The organism is Sabulicella flocculans (genome assembly GCF_045449635.1).
Classification (GTDB): Bacteria; Pseudomonadota; Alphaproteobacteria; order Acetobacterales; family Acetobacteraceae; genus Roseococcus.
The window spans coordinates 24803-48886 of record NZ_JBJJBR010000024.1 but is presented as its reverse complement, the minus strand read 5'-3'; the positions used below and the strand labels follow the sequence as shown (position 1 = coordinate 48886).

Here is a 24084-nt window from a genome sequence, read left to right as displayed (position 1 = left end):
GCCTCGGCGCGGCTGGGCTCGGCGCGGGCGGCCTCGGGGCGGCCGGCCTCGGGGCGGTTGGCCTCGGGGCGGCTCTGCTCCGGGCGGGGCGGTTCAGGGCGGGCGGCGGGGGGTTCGGCGGCCACGGGGCCGGGTGCGGTGAAGGCGGCCACGGGCCCGGGCGGCGGGGCGGGCGCGCGGTCCCACAGCCACCAGCCGGCCGCCGCCGCCATGCCCAGCATGCCCATCCAGGCCCAACGGCTCACGGCCGTGCCCTCCTTCGCCCCCGAATGTCAGGCTTGTTACGCGCCGGGGGGATTCGCGTAAATGCGCCGCACGCTCTCGGCCAGCGGAATCCGCGGCGCCCAGCCGGTGGCGGCGCGCAGCCTCGCCGTGTCGCCCCACAGCAGCGACTCGTCCGCCGGGCGGAACAGGGCGGGGTCGGGCTCGGCGCGCAGGGCGATGCCGGAAGCCTCCTCCAGATGGGGCAGCAGGGCGGACATCGCCACGGGGTGGGCGGCGGAAATGTTGTAGGCCTCGCCCGGCGCGCCGTGGCGGGCCAGCAGCAGCCAGGCGGCCACCGCGTCCTCCAGGTCCAGCAGGGCGCGGCGGGCCTGCAGGTTGCCAGTGCGCAGCACCCCCTGCCGGGCCCCGGTGGCGGCGATGGCGCGCACCCGGCGGGCGAAGTCGGTGCAGACGTCGCCGGGCTTGCCGGGGCCGATGGTGGTGAAGATGCGCGCGCGCACCACCCGCACCGCCGGCCCGAAGGCGGCCGCCGCGAGGTCCTGCGCGGCCTTGGAGGCGGCGTAGGGCGTGGCGGGGCGCAGCGCCTCCTCCTCGCGCAGGGCGTGCGCCGCCGGGCCGTAGGCGGTGCCGGAGGAGGCGACCAGCACCAGCGGGTCCGCCCCGGCGTCGCGCGCCGCCTCCAGCAGCGCCACCGTGCCCAGCACGTTGACGGAGAAGGTGTCCCGCGCCTCGGGGAAGGCGAGCGGCGGGCGGGACTGGCCGGCGAGGTGGTGGATGACGGCCGGGCGCGCGGCGCGCAGCGTGGCCAGCCAGGCGGCGCGGTCGCGGATGTCGTGCGCGGGGGCCAGCACCTCCTCGCCCGCCGCGCGCAGGGCGCGGACCAGCGCGCGGCCCAAGAAGCCGCCGGCGCCGGTGACCAGGTGCATCAGCGCACGCCGTCCGGGCCGGACAGGATCTCCACCGTCCGGCGCACGCCGTCCTCCAGCGGGGTGGGCGGGGCGTTGACGCCGGCGGCGCGCAGGCGGTCCAGCTTCGCCTCGGTGCGGTACTGGTACTTGCCGCGCAGGGAATCGGGCATGTCCACGAAGCGCACCTCCGGCCGCACGCCCATGGCGGCGCCCACCGCGGCCACCAGGTCCAGCCAGGTGCGGGCCTGCCCGGCGCCGATGTTGAGCAACCCGTGGCCGGGGCGGCCCAGCAGGTGGAGGATGGCGCGGGCCACGTCCTCCACGAACACGAAGTCGCGCAACTGCTCGCCGTCGCGGAAGGCGGGGTGGTGGGAGCGGAACAGCTGCACCGCCTCGCCGCGGCCCAGCGTCTCCCACACCTTGTGGACCACGGAGCGCATCTCGCCCTTGTGGCGCTCGTTGGCGCCGTAGACGTTGAAGAACTTCAGGCCCCACAGGGCGGGCGGCAGCGGCTGGCCGGCGGCGCGGCGGGCGGCCACCGCCTGGTCGAACAGGTGCTTGCTCCAGCCATACAGGTTCAGCGGGCGCAGGCGGCGCAGGCTGGGAAGGTCGTCGGCGTCGTCGAAGCCCTGGGCGCCGTCGCCGTAGGTGGCGGCGCTGCTGGCGTAGACCAGCGGCACGCGCTGGGCCGCGCACCAGTCCAGCAGCATCAGGGAGAAGCGGAAGTTGCGGCGCAGCACGTCGTCGCCGTCGGTGGCGGTGGTGCTGCTGTTGGCGCCCAGGTGGACCACCGCCTCCAGCCGGCGGCCCTCCAGCCAGCGCGGCAGCTCCTCGGGCGGCACGAGGTCGAGCAGGAGGTGGTGGCGCAGGTTGCGCCACTTGGGGCCGTCGCGCAGCAGGTCGCTGCCCGCCACGTCGAAGCGGCCGGACTCGTTCAGCGCGGCCACCACGTGGGAGCCGATGAAGCCGGCGGCGCCGGTGACCAGGATCATCGCGGGCCGCCCCGCCCCCTGGCCGCGCCCGGCGCGGCCCGCCGCCCAGGTACCGGCGCGGCTGCGGCGCGGCGCAGGCCAGGCGCCCGCCGGGCGCGCCCGGCGCCCGGGGGCACGGGAAGCCGCCTCACGGCAGGGGGGCCAGCTTGGCCGGCCTGGGGCCGCCGGCCATCCAGTCCAGCAGCTCCACCGTGTGCACCACGGGGATGCCGTCGCCGGAGAGCTGCGTCATGCAGCCGATGTTGCCGGCGGCGATGAGGTCGGGCTTCAGGCGGCCGATGTTCTCCAGCTTGCGGGCGCGCAGGGCGCCGGCGATTTCGGGCTGCATCAGGTTGTAGGTGCCGGCCGAGCCGCAGCAGATGTGCGGTTCCGCGGGCTCGCGCACGGTGAAGCCGGCCTTGGCCAGCAGTTGCTTGGGCAGCGCCGTCACCTTCTGCCCGTGCTGCAGCGAGCAGGCGGAATGGTAGGCCACCGCCAGCCCCGGCGCCTCGCGCCGCGGGGCGTAGCCGAACCTGGCCAGCGCCTCGGTCACGTCCATCGCCAGGGCGCTGACCTGGGCGGCCAGCGCGGCCTCCGGCTCCTCGCGGAACATGAAGCCGTAGTCCTTGATCGTGGTGCCGCAGCCGGAGGTGTTGATGACGATGCCGTCCAGGCCCTGGCCGGCGATTTCGGCGCCCCAGGCCTGGAGGTTGGCGCGAGCGGCGGCCATGGCGGGGTCGTGCTGGCCCATGTGGTGGGTCAGCGCGCCGCAGCAGCCCTGGCCGCGGGTGATCACCACCTCCACCCCCATGCGGGTCAGCAGGCGGATGGTGGCCTCGTTGATGGCGGGGTCCAGCACCTTCTGGGCGCAGCCGGTGAGCAGGCCGACGCGGGCGCGGCGGGTGCCCTCGGCCGGATGGAGCTGGGGCTCCTGCGCCGGGCTGGGCGGCGGCAGGCGGGCGGGGGCCAGGGCCAGCATGGCGCGCAGCCGCTGCACGGGCAGGCCGCGGCCGGGCACCAGCCGCGCCAGCGGGCGGGCCAGGGCGGCGGCGCGCAGGCTGAGGCGGAACAGGCCCGGGCGCGGCAGCACGCGCGCCAGCACGGCGCGCAGCGCCTTCTCGTGCCAGGGGCGGTCGTAGGTTTCCTCGATGTGGCGGCGGGCGTGGTCCACCAGGTGCATGTAGTTCACGCCCGAGGGGCAGGTGGTCATGCAGGACAGGCAGGACAGGCAGCGGTCCACGTGCCGCGCCTCCAGCTCGGTCGCGGCGCGGCCGGATTCCAGCATGTCCTTGATGAGGTAGATGCGGCCGCGCGGGGAATCCAGCTCGTCGCCCAGCAGCAGGAAGGTGGGGCAGGTGGCGGTGCACATGCCGCAATGCACGCAGGTGCGGAGGATCTTGTTGCTTTCCGCGGTGTCGGGGTCGCGGAGCTGCTCGGGGGTGAAGCTGGTCTGCATGGTTCAGTGGCCCGCGCGCATGCGCCCAGGGTTGAGGATGCCCGCGGGGTCCAGCACCGCCTTGACGCGGCGGCCCAGCGCGGCGAGGGCCGGCGGCTCCTCCGGCAGGGCGGCGACGGCGGCGGCCAGGGATTCCGGGGCGCGGAACAGGGTGAAGGCGCCGCCCGCCGCCGCCGCGGCCTGCGTCACCGCGCCGTGCGCGGCGGCGGTGGCGGGGCCGGCGACCCAGAGCAGCCCGCCGCCCCAGTCCAGCAGCAGCCGGGCCGCGAAGGCGGCGCGCAACGCGGCGGCGGCCCCCGGCGCGCGCGAGGGGGCGACGGAAACGCGCCACACCGCCTCGTCCTCCGCCGCGCCGAGCAGGGTGGCGTCGCGCACCGCCCGCCACAGCGCGCGCGAGGGCGCGCCGTCCAGCATGCTGCCCTCGCCGAAGCGCGCGAGGTCGGCGCGCAGCCGGGCCAGCCGGTAGGAGACGGATTCGCGGAAATCCTCCAAGCGGGCCAGCGCCACCGGGCCGTCGAGGCCCAGCGCGTCGTGCCCATCGGGCAGCAGCGCGGCGCCGGACACGCCATAGGGCGAGCCCAGGGCGGCGGAGAGCGCCGCCACCCCCGCCGCGAGGTCGGGCACGCGCACCGCCAGGGTGGCCGCGGCCTCGGCGGCGGGCAGCACCTTGAGGGTGATCTCCGTCAGCACGCCCAGGGTGCCGTGCGCGCCGGTCAGCAGCTTGCACAGGTCCAGGCCGGTGACGTTCTTCAGCACCCGGCCGCCGGAGCGGAACACCTCGCCCTCGCCGGTCACGGCGCGGATGCCCAGCACGTGGTCGCGCATGGCGCCCCAGGCGATGCGGCGCGGGCCGGACAGGTTGGCGGCCACCGTGCCGCCCAGCGTCGCGCCCTCCGCCACGCCGAACAGGGCGCGCAGGTCGGGCGGCTCGGCGATGAGCTGCTGCCGCTTCTCCGCCAGCGCGGCCTCGATCTCGGCCACGGGGGTGCCGGCGCGGGCGGAGATGACCAGCTCGGTCGGGCGGTACAGGGTGATGCCGGTCAGCGCGCGGGTGGACAGGGTGCGCGCGGCCTGCACCGGGCGCAGCATGGCGCGCTTGGTGCCGCGGCCCTCGATGGCCAGGGGCTCGCGCGCCGCATGGGCGGCGCGCACCGCCTCGGCGACCGCTTCCTCGGTGTCGGGGGTCATTCGGCGGCCAGGGAGGGGGTCAGCGGGAAGACCTTGGCGGTGTTGAGCAGCCATTGCGGGTCGAAGGCGGATTTCACCGCGCGCTGCAGGTCCAGCTCGCGCGCGGTGAACTGGGCGGCCATCAGGTCGCGCTTCTCCACCCCCACCCCGTGCTCGCCGGTCAGGCAGCCGCCGACCTCGACGCAGAGCCGGAGGATGTCGGCGCCGAAGGCCTCGGCCCTGGCGAAGCTGGCGGGGTCGTTGGCGTCGAACATGATGAGGGGGTGCAGGTTGCCGTCGCCGGCGTGGAACACGTTGGCCACGCCCAGCCCGTACTGCGTGCTCATCTCGCCGATGCGCCTGAGCACGAAGGGCAGCTCCCCGGTGGGGATGGTGCCGTCCATGCACAGGTAGTCGGGGGAGATGCGGCCCACCGCCCCGAAGGCGCCCTTGCGGCCCTTCCAGATGGCCAGCGACTGCTCGGCGCTTTCGGCCAGCTTCATGGAGATCGGGGCGAAGGGGGTGCAGATGTCCTTGATGCGGTTCAGCAGGGCGGTCTGCTCGGCCTCGCTGCCCTCGACCTCGATGATGAGCAGCGCCTCGGCCTCCAGCGGGTAGCCGGCATGGGCGAAGGCCTCGCAGGCGTGGATGCAGGGCTTGTCCATGAACTCCAGCGCCACCGGGATGACGCCGGCGCCGATGATGGCGTCCACCGCGGCGCCCGCGACCTCCACGCTGTCGAAGGCGGCCAGCATGGCGCGTGCGCCTTCCGGGCCGCGCAGGATGCGCACCGTCACCTCCGTCACCAGCCCCAGCTGGCCCTCGCTGCCGGTGATGAGGCCGAGCCAGTCATAGCCCGCGGCGTCCAGGTGCTGGCCGCCGATCCGCACCACCTCGCCCTCGACCGTGACGAAGGTGAGGCCGAGCAGGTTGTTGGCGGTGACGCCATACTTCAGGCAATGCGCGCCGCCCGAGTTCATCATCACGTTGCCGCCGATCATGCAGGCGAGCTGGGAGGAGGGGTCGGGCGCGTAGAAGAAGCCGTCGCCCTCCACTGCCTTGGTGATGCCGATGTTGGTGACCCCGGCCTCCACCACCGCGAAGCGGTCGGGCAGGTTGACCTCCAGGATGCGGTTCATGCGCATCAGGCCGATCACCACGGCATCGGCCAGCGGCAGCGCGCCGCCGGACAGCGAGGTGCCGGCGCCGCGCGGCACCACGCGGATGCCGCCGGCGTGGCAGTAGCGCAGCACCTGCGCCACCTCCTCCGTCGTGCGGGGCAGCACCACGGCGAGCGGCGCCTGGCGGTAGGCCGAAAGGCCGTCGGTCTCGTAGGGCTTGAGGCGGATCGCCTCGCCGATCACGGCATCGCCCGGCAGCAGGCGCCGCAGGTCCGCCAGGATGGAATCGCGGCGGGCCAGGACGTCAGGCTTGGGGGGCGGCAGGGCGATCATGGGGGCAAGATGTCCCCATGGGGGCGCCGCCGCAAGGACCGCGAGGCCCCGGCGGCGGCGGGCGGCGGCTCAGTTGCCGCCGGAACCCGTGGCGCCCGCGCCGGCGCCGGTGCCGGTGCCGCCGGGCATGCGGTTGGAGCCCATGCGCGCCGGGTCGTTGGGCAGGCCGCGGGCGGTGCCGACGCCGCGGTCGGGCATCATCGGCATGTCCACCGGGCGGCCGTTCTCCAGGATCATGCCGCCGCCCATGTAGGCGCGGTCGGCCTCGCGCGTCTGGGCCATGCGGGCCGGGCGGCGGGCGCGCTGGGTGCTCATCTGGCGGGTGTTGCGGGCCGGCATGCCGGCCGCCATGCCGGAGGAGCCCATGTTGCCCGCGGCGCTGCCCTGGGCGGCCACGCCGGTGGGGGGCGTCATGCCAGGCTGGGAGGGCGACTGGATCTGCGCCGAGGCGGTGCCGGCGACCAGCAGCAGGGCCGCGCCGGCAAGCAGGATGGACTTCATGAGACGTGCTCCTTCCAAGGGGATGCCAGGGAAGGAACGTCGCGGGGGCGGCGCGGTTGCGCCGACCCTGCCCGGGATGTCAGCCCTGGCGGGCCTTCATGCGCGGGTTCTTCTTGTTGAGCACGTAGAGGCGGCCGCGGCGGCGCACCACCACGCAGTTCTTGTCGCGCGTCTTGGCGGACTTCAGGCTGTTGCGGATCTTCATGGCGCACTCGCGGAAAAAGGTTCGGGGACGGCCTGCGCCATCCCCGCTGTGGGCGGGGGATTACCGGCGGCTGCCCGCTGCGTCAAGCCTCAGCGCCTCGTGCCGCGGCGGGCGGGGGCGCGCGGGGCGGCGCCGGCGGCGCGGGGCAGGATGGACAGGCGGATGCGCGCCAGCGGCTCCGGCTCCTCCAGCCCGCACAGCTCCTCGGCGCCCACCGGGCCCAGGGGGATGCCGCTGGCGGTCTCGGCCTCGCAGCGCACCTCCCAGCGGCGGGCGGCGTCGCCGCGCAGGGCCACGCGCAGCCCCTGCACCGGCAGCGTCATCCCGCGCGAGCCGCAGAACTCGTTCCCTTGCGACCAGGGCGAGGTCCAGCCCTTGCCGAGCACGACCTGGTATTCCAGCTCCTCCGCCGCCAGCCCCTCGGGCGGGGTGACCTGCAGGCCCTCGATCCACACGCCGTCCTGCGACTCGCCGGCCCAGGCGCCCAGCGGGGCCTGGCGGTCGCCCAGCCGGGCCATGTGGACCATCAGCCCGTCCGGCGCCGCCGGGGCGGTGGGCGGGGCGGCGGGCGGGGCGGGCGGCGGCGCGGCGGCGGGGGCGGGCGGGGCGAGGTCCAGGCGCTGGATCTGCATGCGCGGCGGGCGGGCGTCCGTCGCCTCGGCCATGTTGTAGCTGGTGAGCAGGATGCGCGCCTGGGCGCTGGCCACCTCCAGCAGCACGGCGTCGCCGGGCAGGCGCAGCCATTCGGTGCCGGGCAGCGCGCCGAGGCGCACCTGCGAGCCGTCGCCGGGGATGACGGAGACGGACAGGCCGGGCAGCAGCTCGGGCGGCAGGCCGGGCGTCACCTCGGCGACCGAGATGCAGAACTTGCCGCGCGGCAGCATGATGGAATGGGCCGAGACGCGGACGTTGCGCACCTCGTCGGCGGGGAGTGCTGGCATGGAACCCTTCTAGCGCGACCGGTCAGGCGGCGGACAGGGCCGCCGAGCGGGAGAGCAGGATGTCGTTGATGCGCGGCGCCGGCAGGCCGGGCGGCAGCAGGGTGCCGCCCAGGGCGCGCACGCGATCGGCCTGGGCGCCGAGGTCGAAGGCCACCAGCGGCAGCCGCGCCTCGTGCAGCACGGACAGGGCGTAGCACCACGTCTCGGGCCAGATGGAGGGCAGGAAGCCGGCGCTGCCGCGGTGCAGGCGCAGCAGGGCGGCGCCGTGCCCCTCGGCGTATTCGCCGGTGACGGCGCAGCGGCCGGTGGCGCGCAGCGCCGCGTCGTCCAGCGAGCGGCCGGCCAGCACGAAGTCCAGCGGCAGGGCGCGGGCGGCGGCGTCCTGCGCGCAGGCCAGCAGCACCCCGAAGCCCTTGTGCACCGTCAGCCGGCCGGCGACGCAGATGCGCGCCCTGCCCGGCGGCGGCAGCGGCGGCTGGGGGGCGGGCGCGTCCTCCCAGGCCGCCAGGCTGGGCTGCAGGCCGGGGAGGTGGCGGCGCAGGCGGCGGGCGGCGTCGGCGGTGGCGACGTGCACGGCGGCGGCGCCTCCCAGCAGCCGCGCCGCGAAGCCGCGCAGCGCCGCCACCCCGCCGGGGGCGGCGACCGGCATGCGCTCGTAGCCCGCGGTGCAGGCGGCGCAGGCCGCCAGGGCGGGCTCGCCACAGAAGCTTCCCGCGGGCGTCACGAAGGTGCCGCGCGGGCAGAGTAGGGTCCAGTCATGGATCCACACGCGGTACGGCACGCCCAGGCGGAGGGGCAGGTCCTTCGCCCAGGGCGGCAGCGAGCGCAGGTGGTGAACCTCGGCCTCGGCCAGCCGGCCGCGCAGGGCGGCGCGCAGCGGGGCGGGCGCGTGGAAGGCGCGGTCGGGCAGGCCGGGGCGCTGCAGCACCACGCCCTCGCCGAAGCCCAGGGGCCGCAGCACCCAGGCGGGCCGGCCGGCGGCAGCCAGCCGGGCCTGCACGAAGCGCTCGATGCCCCCGCCCTCGGCATGGGTGAGGAGGAGGACGGCCCCCTCCCCGCTCGCGCTCATCGCCGCTTAGACGAAGCGGCCCGCCGTGCCGTCATTGGCCACGCCGGACAGGATGATGCGCGTGCCGTCGGACAGCGTCAGCTCGGTGTCGGCGCCGCCGCCGATGGTGGCGATGCCCGCCACGTCGGTGCCGCCGCCGGCGTAGCCGTCCAGCCGCAGGAAGTCGGTGCCCACGGCGAAGTCGGTGATGACGATGGTGTTGCCGTCCGTGCTGGCGTCGGCGAAGCGGAAGAAGTCGGCGCCCTCGCCGCCGGTGACGGTGGCGTTGCCGCGGCCGAAGGCGAAGTTCTCGCCGCCCGCGCCGCCGACGATGCTGGCCTGGGCGTCGCCGCCCGACAGGCCGAACCAATTGGCGCCGGTGGAGGTGCCGCCCAGCAGGGTGACGTTGCCGGTGCTGGCCAGCAGCACGTCGCCGCCCGCGCCCGCCGCCACCAGCGTGTCGCCGGAGGCCTGGCTGAACAGGGTGGTCGCGCCCTCGCCCGCCGTCAGGCTGCTGTTGCCGCCGGTGCCGCCGACGAACCAGCCGGCGCCCGAGCCGCCGGTGATGGTGACGGAGGAGGTGCCGCCCAGCACCGTGTCGGCACCCGCGCCGCCGATGAAGCTGAGGTTGCCGGTGGCGAAGACGGTGTTGCCGCCGGCGCCGCCGGTGACGGTGCTGCCCGCCGCGGCGACGATCCAGGCGCCCGAGCCGGTGAGGCTGATGGCGGCGGCGTGGCCGTTGCCCAGCACCACCGTGCCGTCGCCGGCCGCGACGCTGTTGCCGCCGGCCGCCAGGTTCACCACGCCGCCCGCCGCGGCGATGGTGTTGCCCGAGCTGTTGGCCTGCACCCAGTTCTGGCCCGCGCCGGCGTCGATGCTGGCGTTGCCGCCCTGGGCCACCACGATGTCGTCGCCCGCGCCGGTGGAGACCTGGCCGCCGCCGCCCAGGTAGACGGTGTTGCCGCCGTCGCCCGCCGTGACGGTGGCGTTGCCGGCGGACAGCCACACCAGGTTGCTGCCGTCGCCCGCGGTGACCGAGGCGTTGCCGTCGAGCAGCAGGAAGCGGTTGTCGCCGTCGCCGGCCGCGACCGTGTTGCCGCCCTGGGTCAGCACGATGGCGTTGTCGCCGTTGCCCAGGCTGGCGTTGACGCCGTTGACGCCCCACAGGCTGTTGTTGCCGTCGCCGGCCACCACCGTGTTGCTGCCCACCGCGACCACGCTGTTGTCGCCGCCGCCGACGGAGGCCTGGCCGCCGCTGCTGTTGAGGGTGACGGTGTCGTTGCCCGCGCCGGTCTGCACCTGGGTGGGCGCGCCGTTCCAGCCGCCGCTGATCTGGTTGTCGCCGCCCGAGGCGATGATGGTGGCCGCGCCGGTGTTGACGGTGACGGTGCTGTTGCCGCCGCCCAGCAGCGCCACGGTGGCGCCGTTGGTGTCGCCCACCACCACGGAGCCGCCGCCGCTGGTGAGGACCACGTCCTGCAGGTTGGCGTCGAACACGATGGGCTGCGCGGGCGGGGCGGTGAACACCACCGTGGCGGGTGCGGTCAGGCTGGGCAGGTTGCCCGTGACGATCACGGGCGGCGGGGCGTCTTGCAACGCGGTCTGCGCTTGCAACGCCAGGTTGTAGTCACCATTGGAAGTGATGGTGACGGCGCCGCCGCCGGCGCCTGGAAGCGTGATGTCCGCCATGGAATTTCTGCCCTCTCGCTCGCTGAACCCCCCGGCTCCCACAAGCCTGGGTTGCAACGCACCCGCGAAAGGTTTTACGGGTTGTTAGCGTTTGGTCAAACAGTGAAAACACGTATGGGTAGAAAAATTTCAGCTTGATGACACGTTAAGGGTGTCATCCCTTCTCTCGCATCAACCTCGCTTTGTCGCGCTGCCAGTCGCGCTTGGCGATGTCGGCGCGCTTGTCGTGCTGCTTCTTGCCGGTGGCCAGGGCGATCATCACCTTGGCCCGGCCCTGGTCGTTGAAGCGGATCTCCACCGGCACCAGCGTCGCGCCCTCGCGCGTCACGGCGCCCGACAGCTCGCGCACCTGCTTCTTGTGCAGCAGCAGCTTGCGCGGGCGCACCGGGTCGAACTTGGCCACCACGCTGCCGGCCTGCCACTCGCTGATGTGGCAGTTGAACAGGAAGATCTCGCCGTCGCGCTCGCCCGCCCAGGCCTCGGCCAGGGAGGCGCGGCCGGCGCGCAGGCTCTTCACCTCCGGGCCCAGCAGGACGATGCCGGCCTCGATGACGTCGCCCAGCTTGTAGTCGAAGCGGGCGCGGCGGTTCTGCGCCGCGGTGCCGTGGCTGATCAGGGGCTTCTTGCGTGCTTCGGCCATCAGTTGAGCAAGCCGGCGTCCCGCATCGCGGTTTCCACCTGCCGCGCCGTCGCCTCCGTGACGGGGGCCAGCGGCAGGCGGCAATGCGCCGTGCCGAAGCCCAGCCGGCTGGCGGCGTGCTTCACCGGGCCGGGCGAGGTCTCGCTGAACAGGGCGTCGTGCAGCCCCACCAGGCGGTCCTGGATGGCCATGGCCTCGGCCAGCCGGCCCTCGCGCCAGGCGCGGTGCATGTCCGCGCACAGGCGCGGGGCGACGTTGGAGGTGACGCTGATGCAGCCGTGTCCGCCGGCCGCCAGGAAGGCCAGCGCCGTGTGGTCCTCGCCCGAGAGCTGCACGAAGCCCTCCCCGCATTCGCGCTTCTGGTGCAGCGGCCGCGCCAGGTTGGCGGTGGCGTCCTTCACGCCGGCGATGTTGGGGTGCTTCGCCAGCCGGCCCATGGTGGCGGGCGTCATGTCCACCACGGAGCGGCCGGGGATGTTGTAGATGATGATGGGCAGCTCCACCGCGTCGGCGATGGCCATGAAGTGCCGGTACAGCCCTTCCTGGGTGGGGCGGTTGTAGTAGGGCGTCACCACCAGGGCGGCGTCGGCGCCGGCCTGCTTGGCGTGGCGGGTCAGCGCGATGGCCTCGGCCGTGCTGTTGGAGCCGGTGCCGGCCACCACCGGGGCGCGGCCGCGCGCCACCTCGATGCACGCCTCCACCACGCGGCGGTGCTCCTCGTGGCTCAGCGTCGGGCTCTCGCCGGTGGTGCCGACGGGGACCAGCCCCTCGGTGCCCTCGGCCAGCTGCCATTCCACGAAGCGCCGGAACGCCGCGTCGTCCAGCGAGCCGTCGGCGTGCATGGGCGTGATGAGGGCGGTGAGCGAGCCCTGGAGGTGCATCGGCTTTGGTTCCGTGTGGCGGCGTGCGGCCCTTCGACATACGCGCCCCGTGGCCCTGCAACAAGGCGCGCGGGTGCGCTACACCCATGCCCATGCTGCGACGAACCCTCGGCCTCCTGCTCCTCGCCGCGCCCGCCGCCGCGCAGAACGCGCGCGAGGCCGGGCGCGCCGCGCTGGCCGCCGCCCAGGCCGGGCGCTGGGGCGAGGCGCAGGCCGCCGCCGCCGGCGCCGACCCGCTGCTGGCGCGGATGGTGGCCTGGATGCGCCTGGGCCAGCGCGGCGGCGCCGCGGGCGCGGCCGAGGTGGTGGCCTTCGTGGAATCCGCCCCCGACTGGCCGGGCCAGGACACCCTGCAGCGCCGCGCCGAGGAGCTGCTGGCCACCGACCCCGACGACGCCATGGTGCTGCGCTTCCACGCCCCGCGCCCCGCCCGCACGCTGGACGGCGCGGCGCGCCACGTCGCCGCGCTGCTGGCCGCCGGCCGGCGCGAGCAGGCGCAGGCCGCCGCCCGCCGCGCCTGGGCAGAGGACACGGCGGGCGAGCCCGCGGCGGAGGACGGCTTCCTCCCCCGCGCCGGCGCCCTGCTGGATGCCGAGAGCCACTGGCGCCGCTTCAACCGCCTGTGGTTCGCCCGCGACGTGGCCGGCGCCCAGCGCGTGCAGCCCCTGCTGGACCCGGTGCGCCAGCGCCTGGCGGTGCTGCGCCTGTCGCCCGATGGCGGCGACGCCGCGGCGGCGGCGCGCGACGCCGGGGCGGCGCTGGCCCTGGCGCGCGCGCTGCGCCAGGCCGACCGCGACGCCGACGCCGCCGCGCTGTGGGCCGCCGCCGTGCCGGCCCAGCGCGAGCTGCCGCCCGAGGCGCAGCGCGCCATCTGGGCCGAGCGGCAGGTGCTGTCGCGCAAGCTGCTGCGGCTGGGCAACCCGCAGGCGGCCTACCAGGTGGCCGCCCAGCACGGCCAGACCGTGCCCGGCGAGCCGCGGCAGGAGGCCGAGTTCCTGGCCGGCTTCATCGCCCTGCGCGCCCTGGAGGACCCCCGGCGCGCCCTGGGGCACTTCCAGATGGTGGGCGAGGGCTCGCGCTCGGCCATCACGCGCGCGCGCGGGCATTACTGGCAGGGGCTGTGCCTGCGCGGCGAGGCGGCGCGGGCGCAGTTCGCCCAGGCCGCCGCCTTCCCCACCGCCTTCTACGGCCAGCTGGGCGCGCTGGCGCTGGGCGAGGACGGCGCGGCGCTGAGCCGGCGCATCACCGGCCTGGCCATCCCCCGGCCGACGGAGGCCGAGGCCCGCGCCTTCGTGAACCGGGAGCTGGTGCGCCTCGTGATCCTGCTGGGCGAGATGGGCGAGGGCCGCCGCACCCGCCCCTTCCTGCTGCGGCTGGAGGAGCTGAGCCCGGACAACGCCGACCGGCTGATGGTGGCGCGCCTGGCCACCTCCATCGGCCGGCCGGACTACGCGGTGTGGGTGGCCCGGCGCGGCGGCGCCCAGGGGGCGATGCTGGTGGAGGATGGCTGGCCCACCCCCTTCCCCGCCCCGCCCGAGGGGGCGGAGCCGGCGGTGGTGCACGCCATCTCGCGCCAGGAAAGCAACTTCGAGGTGGACGTGGTGTCGGGCGCCAACGCGCGCGGGGTGATGCAGCTGCTGCCGCCCACCGCCGCCGGGGTGGCGCGCCGCCTGGGCATCCCGCACAACCCCGCCTGGCTGACCAGCGACCCGGCGCACAACATGCGCCTGGGCAGCGCCTACCTGGCCGAGCGGCTGGAGCGCTTCGGCGGCGTGATGCCCTTCGCCTTCGCCGCCTACAACGCCGGCAGCGGCCGGGTGGACGAGTGGCTGGGCACCTATGGCGACCCGCGCTCCGGCTTCCGGCCGATGCTGGACTGGATGGAGATGATCCCCTTCGCCGAGACGCGCAACTACGTGCAGCGGGTGATGGAGAACGTCGCCATCTACCGCGCCAAGGACGCCCGCACGGCCGGCATGGCGCACCCGATGGCGCCGTGGCTGCGCTGAGCGCGGCCGGGGCCGTCGCCTCGCTGGGCGGCATCGGGCGGCTGCGGCCGGCGCCGGGCACCTGGGGCAGCGCCGCCGTGCTGCCGCTGGCGCTGCTGCCGGGCTGGGGCTGCGCCGTGGCGGCGCTGGGGTTCACCCTGGCCGGCTTCTGGGCGCTGGCCCGGCTGCCGGAGGCGGCCGACGACCCCCCCTGGGTGGTGGTGGACGAGGCCGCGGGCATGGCCCTGGCCCTGGCCCTGGCGCCCGCCGCCTGGTGGGGCGCGCTGATGGCCTTCGCGCTGTTCCGCCTGTTCGACGTGCGCAAGCCCGGCCCGGTGGGCTGGCTGGACCGGCGCGGCGACGCGCTGGGCGTGATGGGCGACGACCTGGCCGCCGGGCTGCTGGCCGGCGGCATCGCCTGGCTGATGGGGATGGTTTAACATGGACGCCGCCGCGCTGCTCGAGGCCTTCCGCGCCGGGGGCGCCACCCTGGCCACCGCCGAATCCTGCACCGGCGGGATGATCTGCGCCGCGCTGACCGCGGTGCCCGGCTCCTCCGACGTGGTGCTGGCGGGCTTCGTCACCTACGCCAACGCCGCCAAGGTGGGGATGCTGGGCGTGCCGGAGGAGGTGCTGGCCCGCGTGGGCGCGGTGTCGGAGGAGGTGGCGCGCGCCATGGCCGAGGGGGCGCGGGCGCGCTCGGGCGCCACGGTCGCGGTGTCCTGCACCGGCGTGGCCGGGCCGGGCGGCGGCTCGGCGGAGAAGCCGGTTGGGCTGGTGCACCTGGCCGCCGCCGGGCCGGGCGGCACGCTGCACCGCCGCTGCCGCTTCCCCGGCGGGCGCGACGCGGTGCGCGCGGCGACGGTGGAGGAGGCGCTGTCGTTGGCGGCCGCCGCGCTGCGGTCCATATGAGGGGGATGGCCGACGACGACGACTGGGAAGTCCCCGAGCCCTTCCGCCCCGAAGCCGCGGAGTTCCGCTGGCCGCTGGCGCAGCGGCTGCGCTCGGTGGCCAGCCTGCGGGCGCTGGTGCCGCCGGACGCCACCTCCGTGCCCGCGCTGGGTACGGAGCGCGAGGGCTCGGGCGTGTGGATTGACGCCTCGGGGCTGCTGCTGACCATCGGCTACCTGGTGATCGAGGCCGAGACCATCTGGATCACCGACCATGCCGGGCGGGCCGTGCAGGGCACCGTGCTGGCCACCGACTTCGACACCGGCTTCGGGCTGGTGCAGGCGCTGGGCCGCCTGTCGGAGATCGAGGTGGCGCCGCTGGGCGACAGCGAGGCGCTGGCCGAGGGCGCGGCCTGCGTGCTGGCCGCCCATGGCGGGCCGCAGCGCTCCGTCGCCTGCGCGGTGGCGGCGCGCCAGCCCTTCGCCGGGGCGTGGGAATACCTGCTGGACAACGCCATCTTCACCGCCCCCGCCCATCCGCACTGGGGGGGCGCCGGGCTGTTCGGCCCGGACGGCGCGCTGGTGGGCATCGGCTCGCTCATCATGCAGCAGGGCGACGGGCGCAAGCGGGTGGACCTGAACATGGTGGTGCCGGTGGCGCCGCTGCTGCCGGTGCTGGAGACCATGCGCCGCACCGGCTCCACCGGCCGCCCGCTGCGCCCCTGGCTGGGCCTCTACGCCACGGAGGACGAGGAGGCGGTGGGCGTGGGCTCGCTGGCCAAGGGCGGGCCGGCGGAGCGCGCCGGGCTGAAGCCCGACGACCGCATCATCGCCGTGGAGGGCGAGAAGGTGAGCGACCTCGCCGGGCTGTGGGCGGCGGTGCGCCGCGCCGGGCCGGCGGGGGCGCGGGTGCGGATGCTGGTGCGTCGCGGCAGCCGCGAGATGGAGGTGGCGATCACCAGCGCCGACCGCGCGCGCAGCCTGAAGGCGCCGCGCCTGCATTGAGCGGGGCGGTGCGCCATCACCACCGGTGATGGGCGCCATCCGCCCGGCGGGTTGGCGCGGCCGCGGCTCCTGCCCCATCTCGGTGGGCGAAGGGGCCACAAGCCGGCCCCGCGAGGCATCCAGGCATGATCGAGATCCGACCCTTTTCTTCCCTCGGCGGCGCCGATTTCGGCTGGCTGAAGGCGCGGCACCATTTCTCCTTCGGGCATTACCGGGACCCGCAGCGCATGGGCTGGGGCCGGCTGCGGGTGTGGAACGACGACGAGATCGCCCCGCGCACCGGCTTCGACCCGCACCCGCACCGCGACATGGAGATCATCACCTATGTGCGGCAGGGCGCCATCACCCACCGCGATTCGCTGGGCAACGAGGGGCGCACGGAGGCGGGCGACGTGCAGGTGATGTCCGCCGGCACCGGCGTGACCCACAGCGAGTACAACATGGAGGACGAGACCACGCGCATCTTCCAGATCTGGATCATGCCCGACGTCCTGGGCGCCAAGCCGGCCTGGGGCGCCAAGGCCTTCCCCAAGGCGGGGCGCGAGGCGCGGCTGGAGGTGCTGGCCGGCGGCCGCCCGGGCGACGCCGAGGCCGGGGCGCTGCCCATCAACGCCGACGCGGCGGTGATGGCGGCCACGCTGGGGGCCGGGCAATCCCTGCGCTTCGCCTTGCCGGAGGGGCGGGCCGCCTACCTGGTGGCGGCGCGGGGCAGCGCCACGGTGAACGGCCAGGCGCTGGGCGCGCGGGATGCCGCCGCCATCCTCGACGAGCGCGAGGTGGAGGTGGTGGCCGGCGACGAGGCCGAGCTGGTGATGGTGGAGGTGGCGGCCTGAGGAAGCTGGCCGGGGCGCGGGAGACGCCGCGCCCCGGAGCGGGTCCCGGTGGGCGTCAGCGCACCGTCACGGTGGTGGCGGGGGCCGGGGTGACCACGGCGGCGGAGGGCGCGGCGGGCACCACCACGGCGGCCGGCGCGGGGTCGCGGCGCGGCTGCTCGCTGACGTAGGTGCAGGCGGCGAGGCCACCCAGGGCCAGGACGAGGGCGGCGGGACGGAACAGGTTCATCGGGACCTCCTTGCGGTCGTTGGAAGTGCAACGACAACCGCGCCGGGGCCAAGCGGTTGCGTGGGGAGGGGATGGCATGCGCCGCCCCCTCCCGCGCCGCGGTCAGGCCGCCTTGCGGCGGGTGGCGGCGCCCAGGCCCAGCAGGCCCACGGCCATCAGCGCCACGGCGCCCGGCACCGGCACGCCGTTCACCGAGCCGATGGCGAGGTCGGCGTAGTAGATGGTGCCGCCGGCGACCAGGTACTCGCCGAAGCCATTGCCGTAGAAGGTCACGGTGGTGAACTTGGCGCTGGTGTCGATGGCGGCGACGAAGTTGCGGTAGCCGTCGCCGGCCGGGATGCCCGGGTTGTCGTTGGAGCTGAAGGCCGAGGCGACGGTGCGGGTGGCGCCGCCGTCGAAGGAAATCAGCAGCTCGCTGGGCAGGTAGCAGCAGGTCGCCCAGTCGCCCACCATCAGGCCGAAGGCGTTGACCGGCGCGTTGAAGGTGAAGGTCAGGCCCGAGCCGGCGGCCGGCGCGACCGGGTTGATGCCGATGGCGTCGCCGTAAGGCGAGAGGTAGGTGGTGTCGATCGGGCGGGTGGAGCCGTCGGTCGAGGTGATGGTGAAGGCGGGCGTCACCCAGGTGTTGCCCGAGGCGAGGCCGCCGAGGACCTGCGTCTGCACCGTGCCGCCGGCGCCGGTGACGGTCGTCGAGAAGGCGGCGGTGCCGGCCGGGATGCTGTTGTTGTAGATGACGGGCGCGGCCGACGCGGCCGTGGCGAGCGTCAGCCCACCGAGGACCGCCGCCACTTGGAACACCTTGCTCATCGCTCTCTCCTTGCTCATCACACCCCCCATCCCAGGAACGCGGGACGGGGAGGGAGAAGCAAGATCGGTGCCAAGGGCGTAACACTCTGTAGTGACAACAGATTCCCAGGCATCGGCTTACGCGGTGTAAATTTCGCCGACACGAAACTTCCGGCGCGGCCGCGTCAGCCCTTGCGCGCCTGGGCCCGCAGGTCGGTGATGGTGGCGCGGTTGGTCACCTGCTCGGGGTCGGTGCGGAGTTCGATCAGGGCGGGCTTGCCGCTGGCCACGGCGCGGCGGAAGGCGGGCACCAGTTCCTCCGTGCGCTCCACCACCTCGCCATGGCCGCCGAAGGCCTCGATGAAGCGGGCGAAGTCGGGGTTGGTCAGCGCGGTGCCGCTGACGCGCTCGGGGTAGGCGCGCTCCTGGTACATGCGGATGGTGCCGTACATGTTGTTGTTGAACACCAGGATGATGGGGGCGACGCCGTGGTGGAAGGCGGTGGCGATCTCCTGCCCCGTCATCAGGAAGCCGCCATCGCCGACCAGGCCGATGACCTGCCGCCCCGGGAAGGCGATGGCGGCGCCGATGGCGGCCGGCACGCCGTAGCCCATGGCGCCGTTGGTGGGGCCGCAGAATTCCTGCCCCGCCTTGACCTGGACGAAGCGGTTGAACCAGGTGGCGAAGTTGCCGGCGTCGCAGGCCCAGACGGCGTCGGGCGCCACCTCGGCCTCCAGCGCCTGCAGCGCGCGGGCGAGGTTCAGCGGGCCGGCGTAGTCCGGCGCCTGGGCCTGGGCCTCGCGCGCGGCGCGGACGGCGGCGCGCCATTCGCCCCAGCGCGGCTCCACGCGCTCGGCGCGGATGGCCTGGGCGAAGCGGTTGACGTCCGCGGTGATGCCCAGCGCCACGCGGTAGACGCGGCCGATCTCCCCCTGGTCGGGGTGGACCTGGATGATGGGCGTGCGCCCGGCCATGTCGAGCAGGGTGTAGCCCTGGCTCACCGGCTCGCCCATGCGGGTGCCGAGCGCGAGGATGAGGTCGGCCTCCTTCGCCTTGGCCACCAGCCCGGCATCGGCGCCCACGCCGAGGTCGCCGGCGAAGTGGGGCGAGCTGCCGTCGAACAGGCCCAGGCGGCGGAACGAGACGGCGGTGGGGATGTCGTTGGCCACCAGGAACTCGGTGATGGCGGCGCGGCCCTCGGCGCTCCACATCGCGCCGCCGCCCATGATGGCCAGCGGGCGCTCGGCCTTGGCCAGCAGGGCCAGGACCTCGCTCACCGCCTCGGGCGCCGGGTGGGCGGGCAGCACGCGCTGCGGCCCGAGGTCGGGCACCGCCACCAGCTCCTTCTGCATCTCCTCCGAGATGGCGACCACCACCGGGCCGGGGCGGCCGGAGCGCGCGACGTCGAAGGCGTGGGCCATCAGCTCGGGGATGCGCGCGGCGTCGTCGATCTGCGTCACCCACTTGGCCAGGGGGGCGAACATCTGGCGGTAGTCCACCTCCTGGAAGGTTTCGCGGTCGGTCTCCCCCACGGGGATCTGGCCGACCAGCAGCACCAGGGGGGTGCTGTCCTGGAAGGCGACATGCACGCCGATGGCGGCGTGGCAGGCGCCGGGGCCGCGGGTGACGATGGCCACGCCGGGGCGGCCGGTGAGCTTGGCCTGGGCCTCGGCCATGTGGACCGCGCCGGCCTCGAAGCGGCAGGTGACCAGCTCGATGCGGTTGCGCTGGGCGTAGAGCCCGTCCAGCAGGTCGAGGTAGCTCTCGCCCGGCACGGCGAAGGCGTGCGTCACGCCCTGCGCCACCAGCGCGTCGGCCAGCAGCTGGCCCCCCGTGCGCTTCACCATCCCGCCCGCGCCGTCCGGCATCGCCCGTTTCCCCATCGTGGTTGTCCGGGCGGGAGCCTAGATCATGCCCGCGCGGGCGTCACTCCGCCGGGGTGCGGCGGGCCAGGGCCGCCGCCTCGTCCTGCACCACGGCGCCGTTGCGCGATTCCAGGTCGGCCAGGGCGCGCTCCACCGCGCCGACCGGCTTGGTGAAGGGCGCGAGGAACAGGTAGAGCGCGGGGATGGCGAACAGCGTCACCACGGTGGAGACGCTGATGCCCCAGACGATGACCACGCCCAGCGCCATGCGGCTTTCCGCCCCCGCCCCCGTGGCCATGGCCAGCGGCACCGCGCCCAGCACGGTGGCGATGGAGGTCATCAGGATGGGGCGCAGCCGCACCACGGAGGCTTCCAGCGCGGCGTCGAACACCGAGAGCCCGCGGTCGCGCAGCTGGTTGGCGAACTCCACCACCAGGATGCCGTTCTTGGCCATCAGCCCGATCAGCAGGATCATGCCGATCTGGGAGAAGATGTTGAGCGTCTGCCCCTGCACGTGCAGCCCCAGCAGCCCGCCGGTGAGCGCCAGCGGCGCCGAGAGCAGGATGATGACGGGGTGGATGAAGCTCTCGAACTGCGCGGCCAGCACCAGGTAGACCACCAGCAGCGCCAGCAGGAAGGTGACGTAGAGGGCGGAGCCGCTGTCGCGGAACTCCAGGCTCTGCCCGCGGTAGGAGATGCGCGCCTCGCTGGGCAGCACCTCGGCGGCCAGGGCGTCCATGAAGTCCAGCGCCTCGCCCAGGGAATAGCCCGGCGCCAGGGAGGCGGTGATGGTGATGGCGCGCACGCGGTCGGCGCGGGCCAGGGTCTGCGGGCGGGCGCGCTCGGTCAGCGTCACCACGTTGGACAGCGGCACCAGCCCGCCCACGCCGCGCACGAAGATGTTCTGCAGGTCGTAGGGGGTGACGCGGTCGCGGTCGTGGGCCTGGAGCAGCACCTTGTATTCCTGCCCGCCCTCCACGTAGGTGGACACCTCGCGCGAGCCGAGCATGGTCTCGATGGTGCGGCCCACCGCCTGGATGCTCACGCCCAGGTCGGCGGCCTTGCGGCGGTCGATGTCCACGCGGATTTCCGGCTTGGTTTCGCGGAAGTTGCTGTCGAGGTTCAGCAGGCGCTCGTTCTGGCGGGCGCGCTCCAGGAAGCGGTCGCGCCACTGCACCAGCACCTCGTAGTCCGGGCCGCCGATGACGAACTGCACCGGGGGCTGGAAGCCGCTCTGGCCGAGGCTGGGCGGCACCAGGGTGAAGGCGCGCACGCCGGGCATGGCGGCGACGCGGGGGAACATCTCGGCCGCCACCGCCTGGGACTTGCGCTCGCGCTCGTGCCAGGGGGCGAGGCGGATGAACATGTTGGCGACGTTGCCCACCGGCGGGCGCTGCTGGCCGCCCAGCACGGCGAAGACGGAGGCGGCCTCGCCGCTCTGGAGGTAGCGCGCGCCCATCTCCTCGGCGCGCACCACGTGTTCGCGCATGTAGGAGAAGGAGGCGCCCTCGGGGCCGGTCATCGGGATGATGACCACGCCGCGGTCCTCCGTCGGGGTGAACTCCTTGGGCAGCACGGAGAACAGCACCACCGCCAGCCCCGACAGCGCCAGCGACACGCCCAGGGTGATGACCGGCGCGCGCAGCGCCGCGCGCAGCAGCCAGCGGAAGCCGTTGTTCAGCCCCTCGAAGGCCGGCTCGGTCCAGCGCACCAGCCGGCCGTGGCCGGCATGGGCGGTGAGCAGCTTGGAGCACATCATCGGCGTCAGCGTCAGCGCCACCAGGCCGGAGAACAGCACGGAGGCCGCCAGCGCCAGCCCGAACTCGGTGAAGAGGCGCCCCACGTTGCCGCCCATGAAGGAGAGCGGCACGAACACCGCCACCAGCACCAGCGTGGTGGCGACGACGGCGAAGGCGATCTCGCGCGAGCCGCGGATGGCGGCCAGCAGCGGCGGCTCGCCGCCCTCGATGCGGCGGTGCACGTTCTCCAGCACCACGATGGCGTCGTCCACCACCAGCCCGATGGCCAGCACCAGCCCCAGCAGGGTGAGCACGTTGACCGAGAAGCCCATGGCCGCCATCGCGGCGAAGGAGGCGATGATGGAGACCGGGATGGCGACGGCGGGGATGACGGTGGCGCGGAAGGAGCGCAGGAACAGGAAGATGACGCCCACCACCAGCGCCAGGGCCACCAGCAGCGCGTGCTCGACCTCGTAGATGCTCTGCTCGATGAACAGGCTCTCGTCGAAGCCGTAGGTGACGTCCAGCCCCTCGGGCAGGCCGGGCGTGATGCGCTCCACCTCGGCCTTCACGCCGCGCGCGACGGACAGGGTGTTGGCGGTGCTCTGGCGCAGGATGCCCAGGCCGATGCCGACCTTGCCGTTGATGCGGTACTCGCCGCGCGTGTCCTCCGGCGCCACCTCCACCTGCGCCACCTCGCCCAGCAGCACGTGCGGGCCCTGGGCGGGGCCCAGCCCCACCCCCTGCGCGCGCGAGACGACGAGGTTGCGGAACTGCTCGGGCCGCGACATGCGGGTGTCGGTGCGCACCGTCAGCTCGCGCGCCGTCGAGTCCAGGCGGCCGCCCGGCAGCTCGATGTTCTCGCGCCGGATGGCGTCCTCCACGTCCTGCACGGTCAGGCCGCGGGCGGCCAGCGCCTGGCGGTCCAGCCAGATGCGCATGGCGTAGCGCCGCTCGCCCTGCATGATGACCTGGGCGACGCCGTCCACGATGGCCAGGCGGTCCACGAAGCGGCGGCGGGCGATGTCGGTGATCTCCATGCCCGAGTAGCGGTCGGAGCTGAGCGCCAGCCACAGGATGGGCCGGGTGTCGCCGTCCACCTTGGCCACCACCGGCTGGTCGGCCTGCTCGGGCAGGCGGGCCAGGGCGCGGGCCACGCGGTCGCGCACGTCGTTCGCCGCGGCGTCCACGTCGCGGTTCAGCTTGAACTCGACCACCACCTGCGAGCGCTCGTCGCGGCTCTGCGAGGAGATGGTCTTGATGCCCTCGATGCCGGCCACCGCGGCCTCGATGAGCTCGGTGATCTGGGTGTCCACCACCGCCGCCGAGGCGCCGACATAGGTGGTGGTGACCTGCACCACCGGCGGGTCGATCTGCGGCAGCTCGCGGATGGGCATGGTGAGCAGGGAGGCGGTGCCCAGCACGATGAGCAGCAGGGAGACGACGGTGGCGAAGACCGGGCGCTTGATGGAAAGGTCGGTCAGGCTCACGACACCGGCCTCGTCATCGTCTCGGTGACGCGCACGGGGGCGTTGTCGCGCAGGCGCTGCAGGCCGCGCACCACCACCTGCTCGCCGGCGGCGACGCCGCGCACCTCCACCTCGCCGGGCAGGCGCAGGCCCAGCTGCACCTCGGCGCGGCGGGCGCGGCCGTCGCGGATGACGAACACGAAGTTGCGCTCGCCCACCGGGTCCAGCGCCTCCTCCGGCATCAGCAGGGCGTCGGGGCGGCGGCTCAGCGTCAGCTCCACCGTCAGGAACAGGCCGGGCTTCAGCGCCTCGTCGGCGTTGTCGAACTCGCTCACCAGCCGGATGGTGCGGGTGGCGGGGTCGATGCGGGTGTCCACCAGCGCCACCCGCCCCTCGAAGGCGCGGCCCTGGTAGGCCTGGGAGCGCGCGATGACCCGCGCGCCGGCCTGCACGCGGGCCAGCTGCACCTCGGGGATGGTGAACTCCACCCGCACGCGGGCGGTGTCGTCCAGCGTGGTCACCGGCGTGCCGGGCTGGATCAGCGCGCCGGGGCTGACCTGGCGCAGCCCGACCCGGCCGGAGAAGGGCGCCACCAGGCGCAGCTCCTCGATGCGGGCCTGGGCCTGGCGCACCCGGCCCTCGGCGGCGCGGGCCAGCGTCTCCAGCTCGTCCACCCGGGCCTGGGACACCGCCTGGCCGGCCGGCAGGGCGCGGGCGCGCGAGAGCATGGAGCGCGCGTTGTCCGCGGTGGCGCGGGCCTGGTCGAGCTCGGCGCGCAGGGCGGCGGCGTCGAGCTCCAGCAGCACGTCGCCCTCGCGCACGCGCTGGCCCTCGCCGAAGCGCACGGCGGTGACGATGCCCGCGACCTTGGTGGTGATGGTCACCGCCTCGCGCGCACGGACGCTGCCCACCGCCTCGATGCGCTCCACCACCTCGCCCTGGCGGACCGGGGCGGTGACCACGGGCACCTGCCCGCCGGGCGGGCCGCCGCGCGGGGCGGGGGGCGGCGCCTTCTCCAGCCCCAGCAGGGCCAGCGGGCGCGGCACGCCCCACGCATCCGCCTGGCCGTGCCACGCCCAGGCACCCCCGGCGAGGGCGGCGAGGATGCCGAACTGGAGCCAAAGCCGCATGGGCGGACCATCCTGACGGGATGGTCATGTTTTGGGCATCTTCGGCCGGGTGCGCAAGCCCGAT

The 24084-nt window shown here is 74.8% G+C and carries 22 protein-coding genes and 1 pseudogene; 5 read left to right on the top strand and 18 right to left on the bottom strand.

Going from position 1 to position 24084, the window contains the following annotated elements:
* The 13 genes and pseudogenes from ACI6QG_RS17025 to dapA all read right to left on the bottom strand — a co-directional run.
* Positions 1 to 245 (bottom strand): annotated as a pseudogene (locus ACI6QG_RS17025) (hypothetical protein); the annotation flags it as partial.
* A gap of 36 nt (positions 246 to 281) precedes the next feature.
* The gene (locus tag ACI6QG_RS17020) at positions 282 to 1151 is read right to left on the bottom strand and encodes a GDP-mannose 4,6-dehydratase (protein ID WP_407025785.1); all 870 of its coding nucleotides are present in this window, start codon (positions 1149 to 1151) and stop codon (positions 282 to 284) included.
* Entirely contained in the window at positions 1151 to 2125 is a 975-nt protein-coding gene (gene rfaD / locus ACI6QG_RS17015) for an ADP-glyceromanno-heptose 6-epimerase (RefSeq protein ID WP_407025784.1), read from the bottom strand. Before rfaD ends, ACI6QG_RS17020 begins: the two co-directional genes overlap by 1 nt.
* A 127-nt stretch (positions 2126 to 2252) precedes the next feature.
* Complete coding sequence (gene glcF / locus ACI6QG_RS17010) at positions 2253 to 3560, bottom strand: glycolate oxidase subunit GlcF (protein WP_407025783.1); 1308 nt, start codon at positions 3558 to 3560, stop codon at positions 2253 to 2255.
* A gap of 3 nt (positions 3561 to 3563) precedes the next feature.
* Positions 3564 to 4748, bottom strand: coding sequence for a glycolate oxidase subunit GlcE (gene glcE, locus ACI6QG_RS17005; protein ID WP_407025782.1), 1185 nt, complete (start codon positions 4746 to 4748; stop codon positions 3564 to 3566).
* On the bottom strand, positions 4745 to 6181 hold the full coding sequence (locus tag ACI6QG_RS17000) for an FAD-linked oxidase C-terminal domain-containing protein (RefSeq protein WP_407025781.1): 1437 nt from the start codon (positions 6179 to 6181) through the stop codon (positions 4745 to 4747). Before ACI6QG_RS17000 ends, glcE begins: the two co-directional genes overlap by 4 nt.
* A 69-nt stretch (positions 6182 to 6250) precedes the next feature.
* Positions 6251 to 6682 (bottom strand): hypothetical protein, encoded by a 432-nt coding sequence (locus tag ACI6QG_RS16995; RefSeq protein WP_407025780.1) that lies wholly within the window; start codon positions 6680 to 6682, stop codon positions 6251 to 6253.
* Between the two features lie 79 nt (positions 6683 to 6761).
* The gene (gene ykgO, locus ACI6QG_RS16990) at positions 6762 to 6887 is read right to left on the bottom strand and encodes a type B 50S ribosomal protein L36 (protein WP_007003646.1); all 126 of its coding nucleotides are present in this window, start codon (positions 6885 to 6887) and stop codon (positions 6762 to 6764) included.
* Between the two features lie 89 nt (positions 6888 to 6976).
* Positions 6977 to 7828 (bottom strand): hypothetical protein, encoded by an 852-nt coding sequence (locus tag ACI6QG_RS16985; protein ID WP_407025779.1) that lies wholly within the window; start codon positions 7826 to 7828, stop codon positions 6977 to 6979.
* Between the two features lie 22 nt (positions 7829 to 7850).
* Positions 7851 to 8897 (bottom strand): glycosyltransferase family protein, encoded by a 1047-nt coding sequence (locus ACI6QG_RS16980; RefSeq protein WP_407025778.1) that lies wholly within the window; start codon positions 8895 to 8897, stop codon positions 7851 to 7853.
* 6 nt (positions 8898 to 8903) lie between these two features.
* Entirely contained in the window at positions 8904 to 10565 is a 1662-nt protein-coding gene (locus ACI6QG_RS16975; RefSeq protein WP_407025777.1) for a beta strand repeat-containing protein, read from the bottom strand.
* Between the two features lie 154 nt (positions 10566 to 10719).
* On the bottom strand, positions 10720 to 11205 hold the full coding sequence (gene smpB / locus ACI6QG_RS16970) for an SsrA-binding protein SmpB (protein WP_407025776.1): 486 nt from the start codon (positions 11203 to 11205) through the stop codon (positions 10720 to 10722).
* Entirely contained in the window at positions 11205 to 12086 is an 882-nt protein-coding gene (gene dapA / locus ACI6QG_RS16965; protein ID WP_407025775.1) for a 4-hydroxy-tetrahydrodipicolinate synthase, read from the bottom strand. Before dapA ends, smpB begins: the two co-directional genes overlap by 1 nt.
* Positions 12087 to 12178: 92 nt before the next feature.
* Here dapA and ACI6QG_RS16960 point away from each other — a divergent pair, with 92 nt between their 5' ends.
* The 5 genes from ACI6QG_RS16960 to ACI6QG_RS16940 all read left to right on the top strand — a co-directional run bounded on the left by ACI6QG_RS16960 (position 12179) and on the right by ACI6QG_RS16940 (position 16802).
* Positions 12179 to 14095 carry a lytic transglycosylase domain-containing protein gene (locus ACI6QG_RS16960; RefSeq protein ID WP_407025774.1) on the top strand — a complete coding sequence of 639 codons (1917 nt, stop codon included), beginning with the start codon at positions 12179 to 12181 and terminating at the stop codon, positions 14093 to 14095.
* Complete coding sequence (locus ACI6QG_RS16955) at positions 14083 to 14514, top strand: phosphatidylglycerophosphatase A family protein (RefSeq protein WP_407025773.1); 432 nt, start codon at positions 14083 to 14085, stop codon at positions 14512 to 14514. Before ACI6QG_RS16960 ends, ACI6QG_RS16955 begins: the two co-directional genes overlap by 13 nt.
* 1 nt (position 14515) lies before the next feature.
* A complete protein-coding gene (locus ACI6QG_RS16950) occupies positions 14516 to 14986 on the top strand; it encodes a CinA family protein (protein ID WP_407025772.1) in 471 nt (156 codons plus the stop codon).
* A 5-nt stretch (positions 14987 to 14991) separates the two neighbouring features.
* Positions 14992 to 15969, top strand: coding sequence for a S1C family serine protease (locus ACI6QG_RS16945; protein WP_407025771.1), 978 nt, complete (start codon positions 14992 to 14994; stop codon positions 15967 to 15969).
* A 125-nt stretch (positions 15970 to 16094) separates the two neighbouring features.
* Positions 16095 to 16802 carry a pirin family protein gene (locus ACI6QG_RS16940; protein ID WP_407025770.1) on the top strand — a complete coding sequence of 236 codons (708 nt, stop codon included), beginning with the start codon at positions 16095 to 16097 and terminating at the stop codon, positions 16800 to 16802.
* Between the two features lie 55 nt (positions 16803 to 16857).
* On the opposite strand, the gene ACI6QG_RS16935 is transcribed toward ACI6QG_RS16940, so the two are convergent.
* The 5 genes from ACI6QG_RS16935 to ACI6QG_RS16915 all read right to left on the bottom strand — a co-directional run bounded on the left by ACI6QG_RS16935 (position 16858) and on the right by ACI6QG_RS16915 (position 24020).
* Positions 16858 to 17031: a hypothetical protein gene (locus ACI6QG_RS16935; protein ID WP_407025769.1), complete on the bottom strand. Its 174-nt coding sequence runs from the start codon at positions 17029 to 17031 to the stop codon at positions 16858 to 16860.
* Between the two features lie 102 nt (positions 17032 to 17133).
* Positions 17134 to 17838: a hypothetical protein gene (locus ACI6QG_RS16930; RefSeq protein ID WP_407025768.1), complete on the bottom strand. Its 705-nt coding sequence runs from the start codon at positions 17836 to 17838 to the stop codon at positions 17134 to 17136.
* 164 nt (positions 17839 to 18002) lie between these two features.
* On the bottom strand, positions 18003 to 19685 hold the full coding sequence (locus ACI6QG_RS16925) for a thiamine pyrophosphate-dependent enzyme (protein WP_407025767.1): 1683 nt from the start codon (positions 19683 to 19685) through the stop codon (positions 18003 to 18005).
* Between the two features lie 58 nt (positions 19686 to 19743).
* Positions 19744 to 22911: an efflux RND transporter permease subunit gene (locus tag ACI6QG_RS16920; protein WP_407025766.1), complete on the bottom strand. Its 3168-nt coding sequence runs from the start codon at positions 22909 to 22911 to the stop codon at positions 19744 to 19746.
* The gene (locus tag ACI6QG_RS16915; protein WP_407025765.1) at positions 22908 to 24020 is read right to left on the bottom strand and encodes an efflux RND transporter periplasmic adaptor subunit; all 1113 of its coding nucleotides are present in this window, start codon (positions 24018 to 24020) and stop codon (positions 22908 to 22910) included. The genes ACI6QG_RS16920 and ACI6QG_RS16915 overlap by 4 nt, the downstream gene beginning before the upstream one ends.
* Positions 24021 to 24084: the final 64 nt, after the last annotated feature.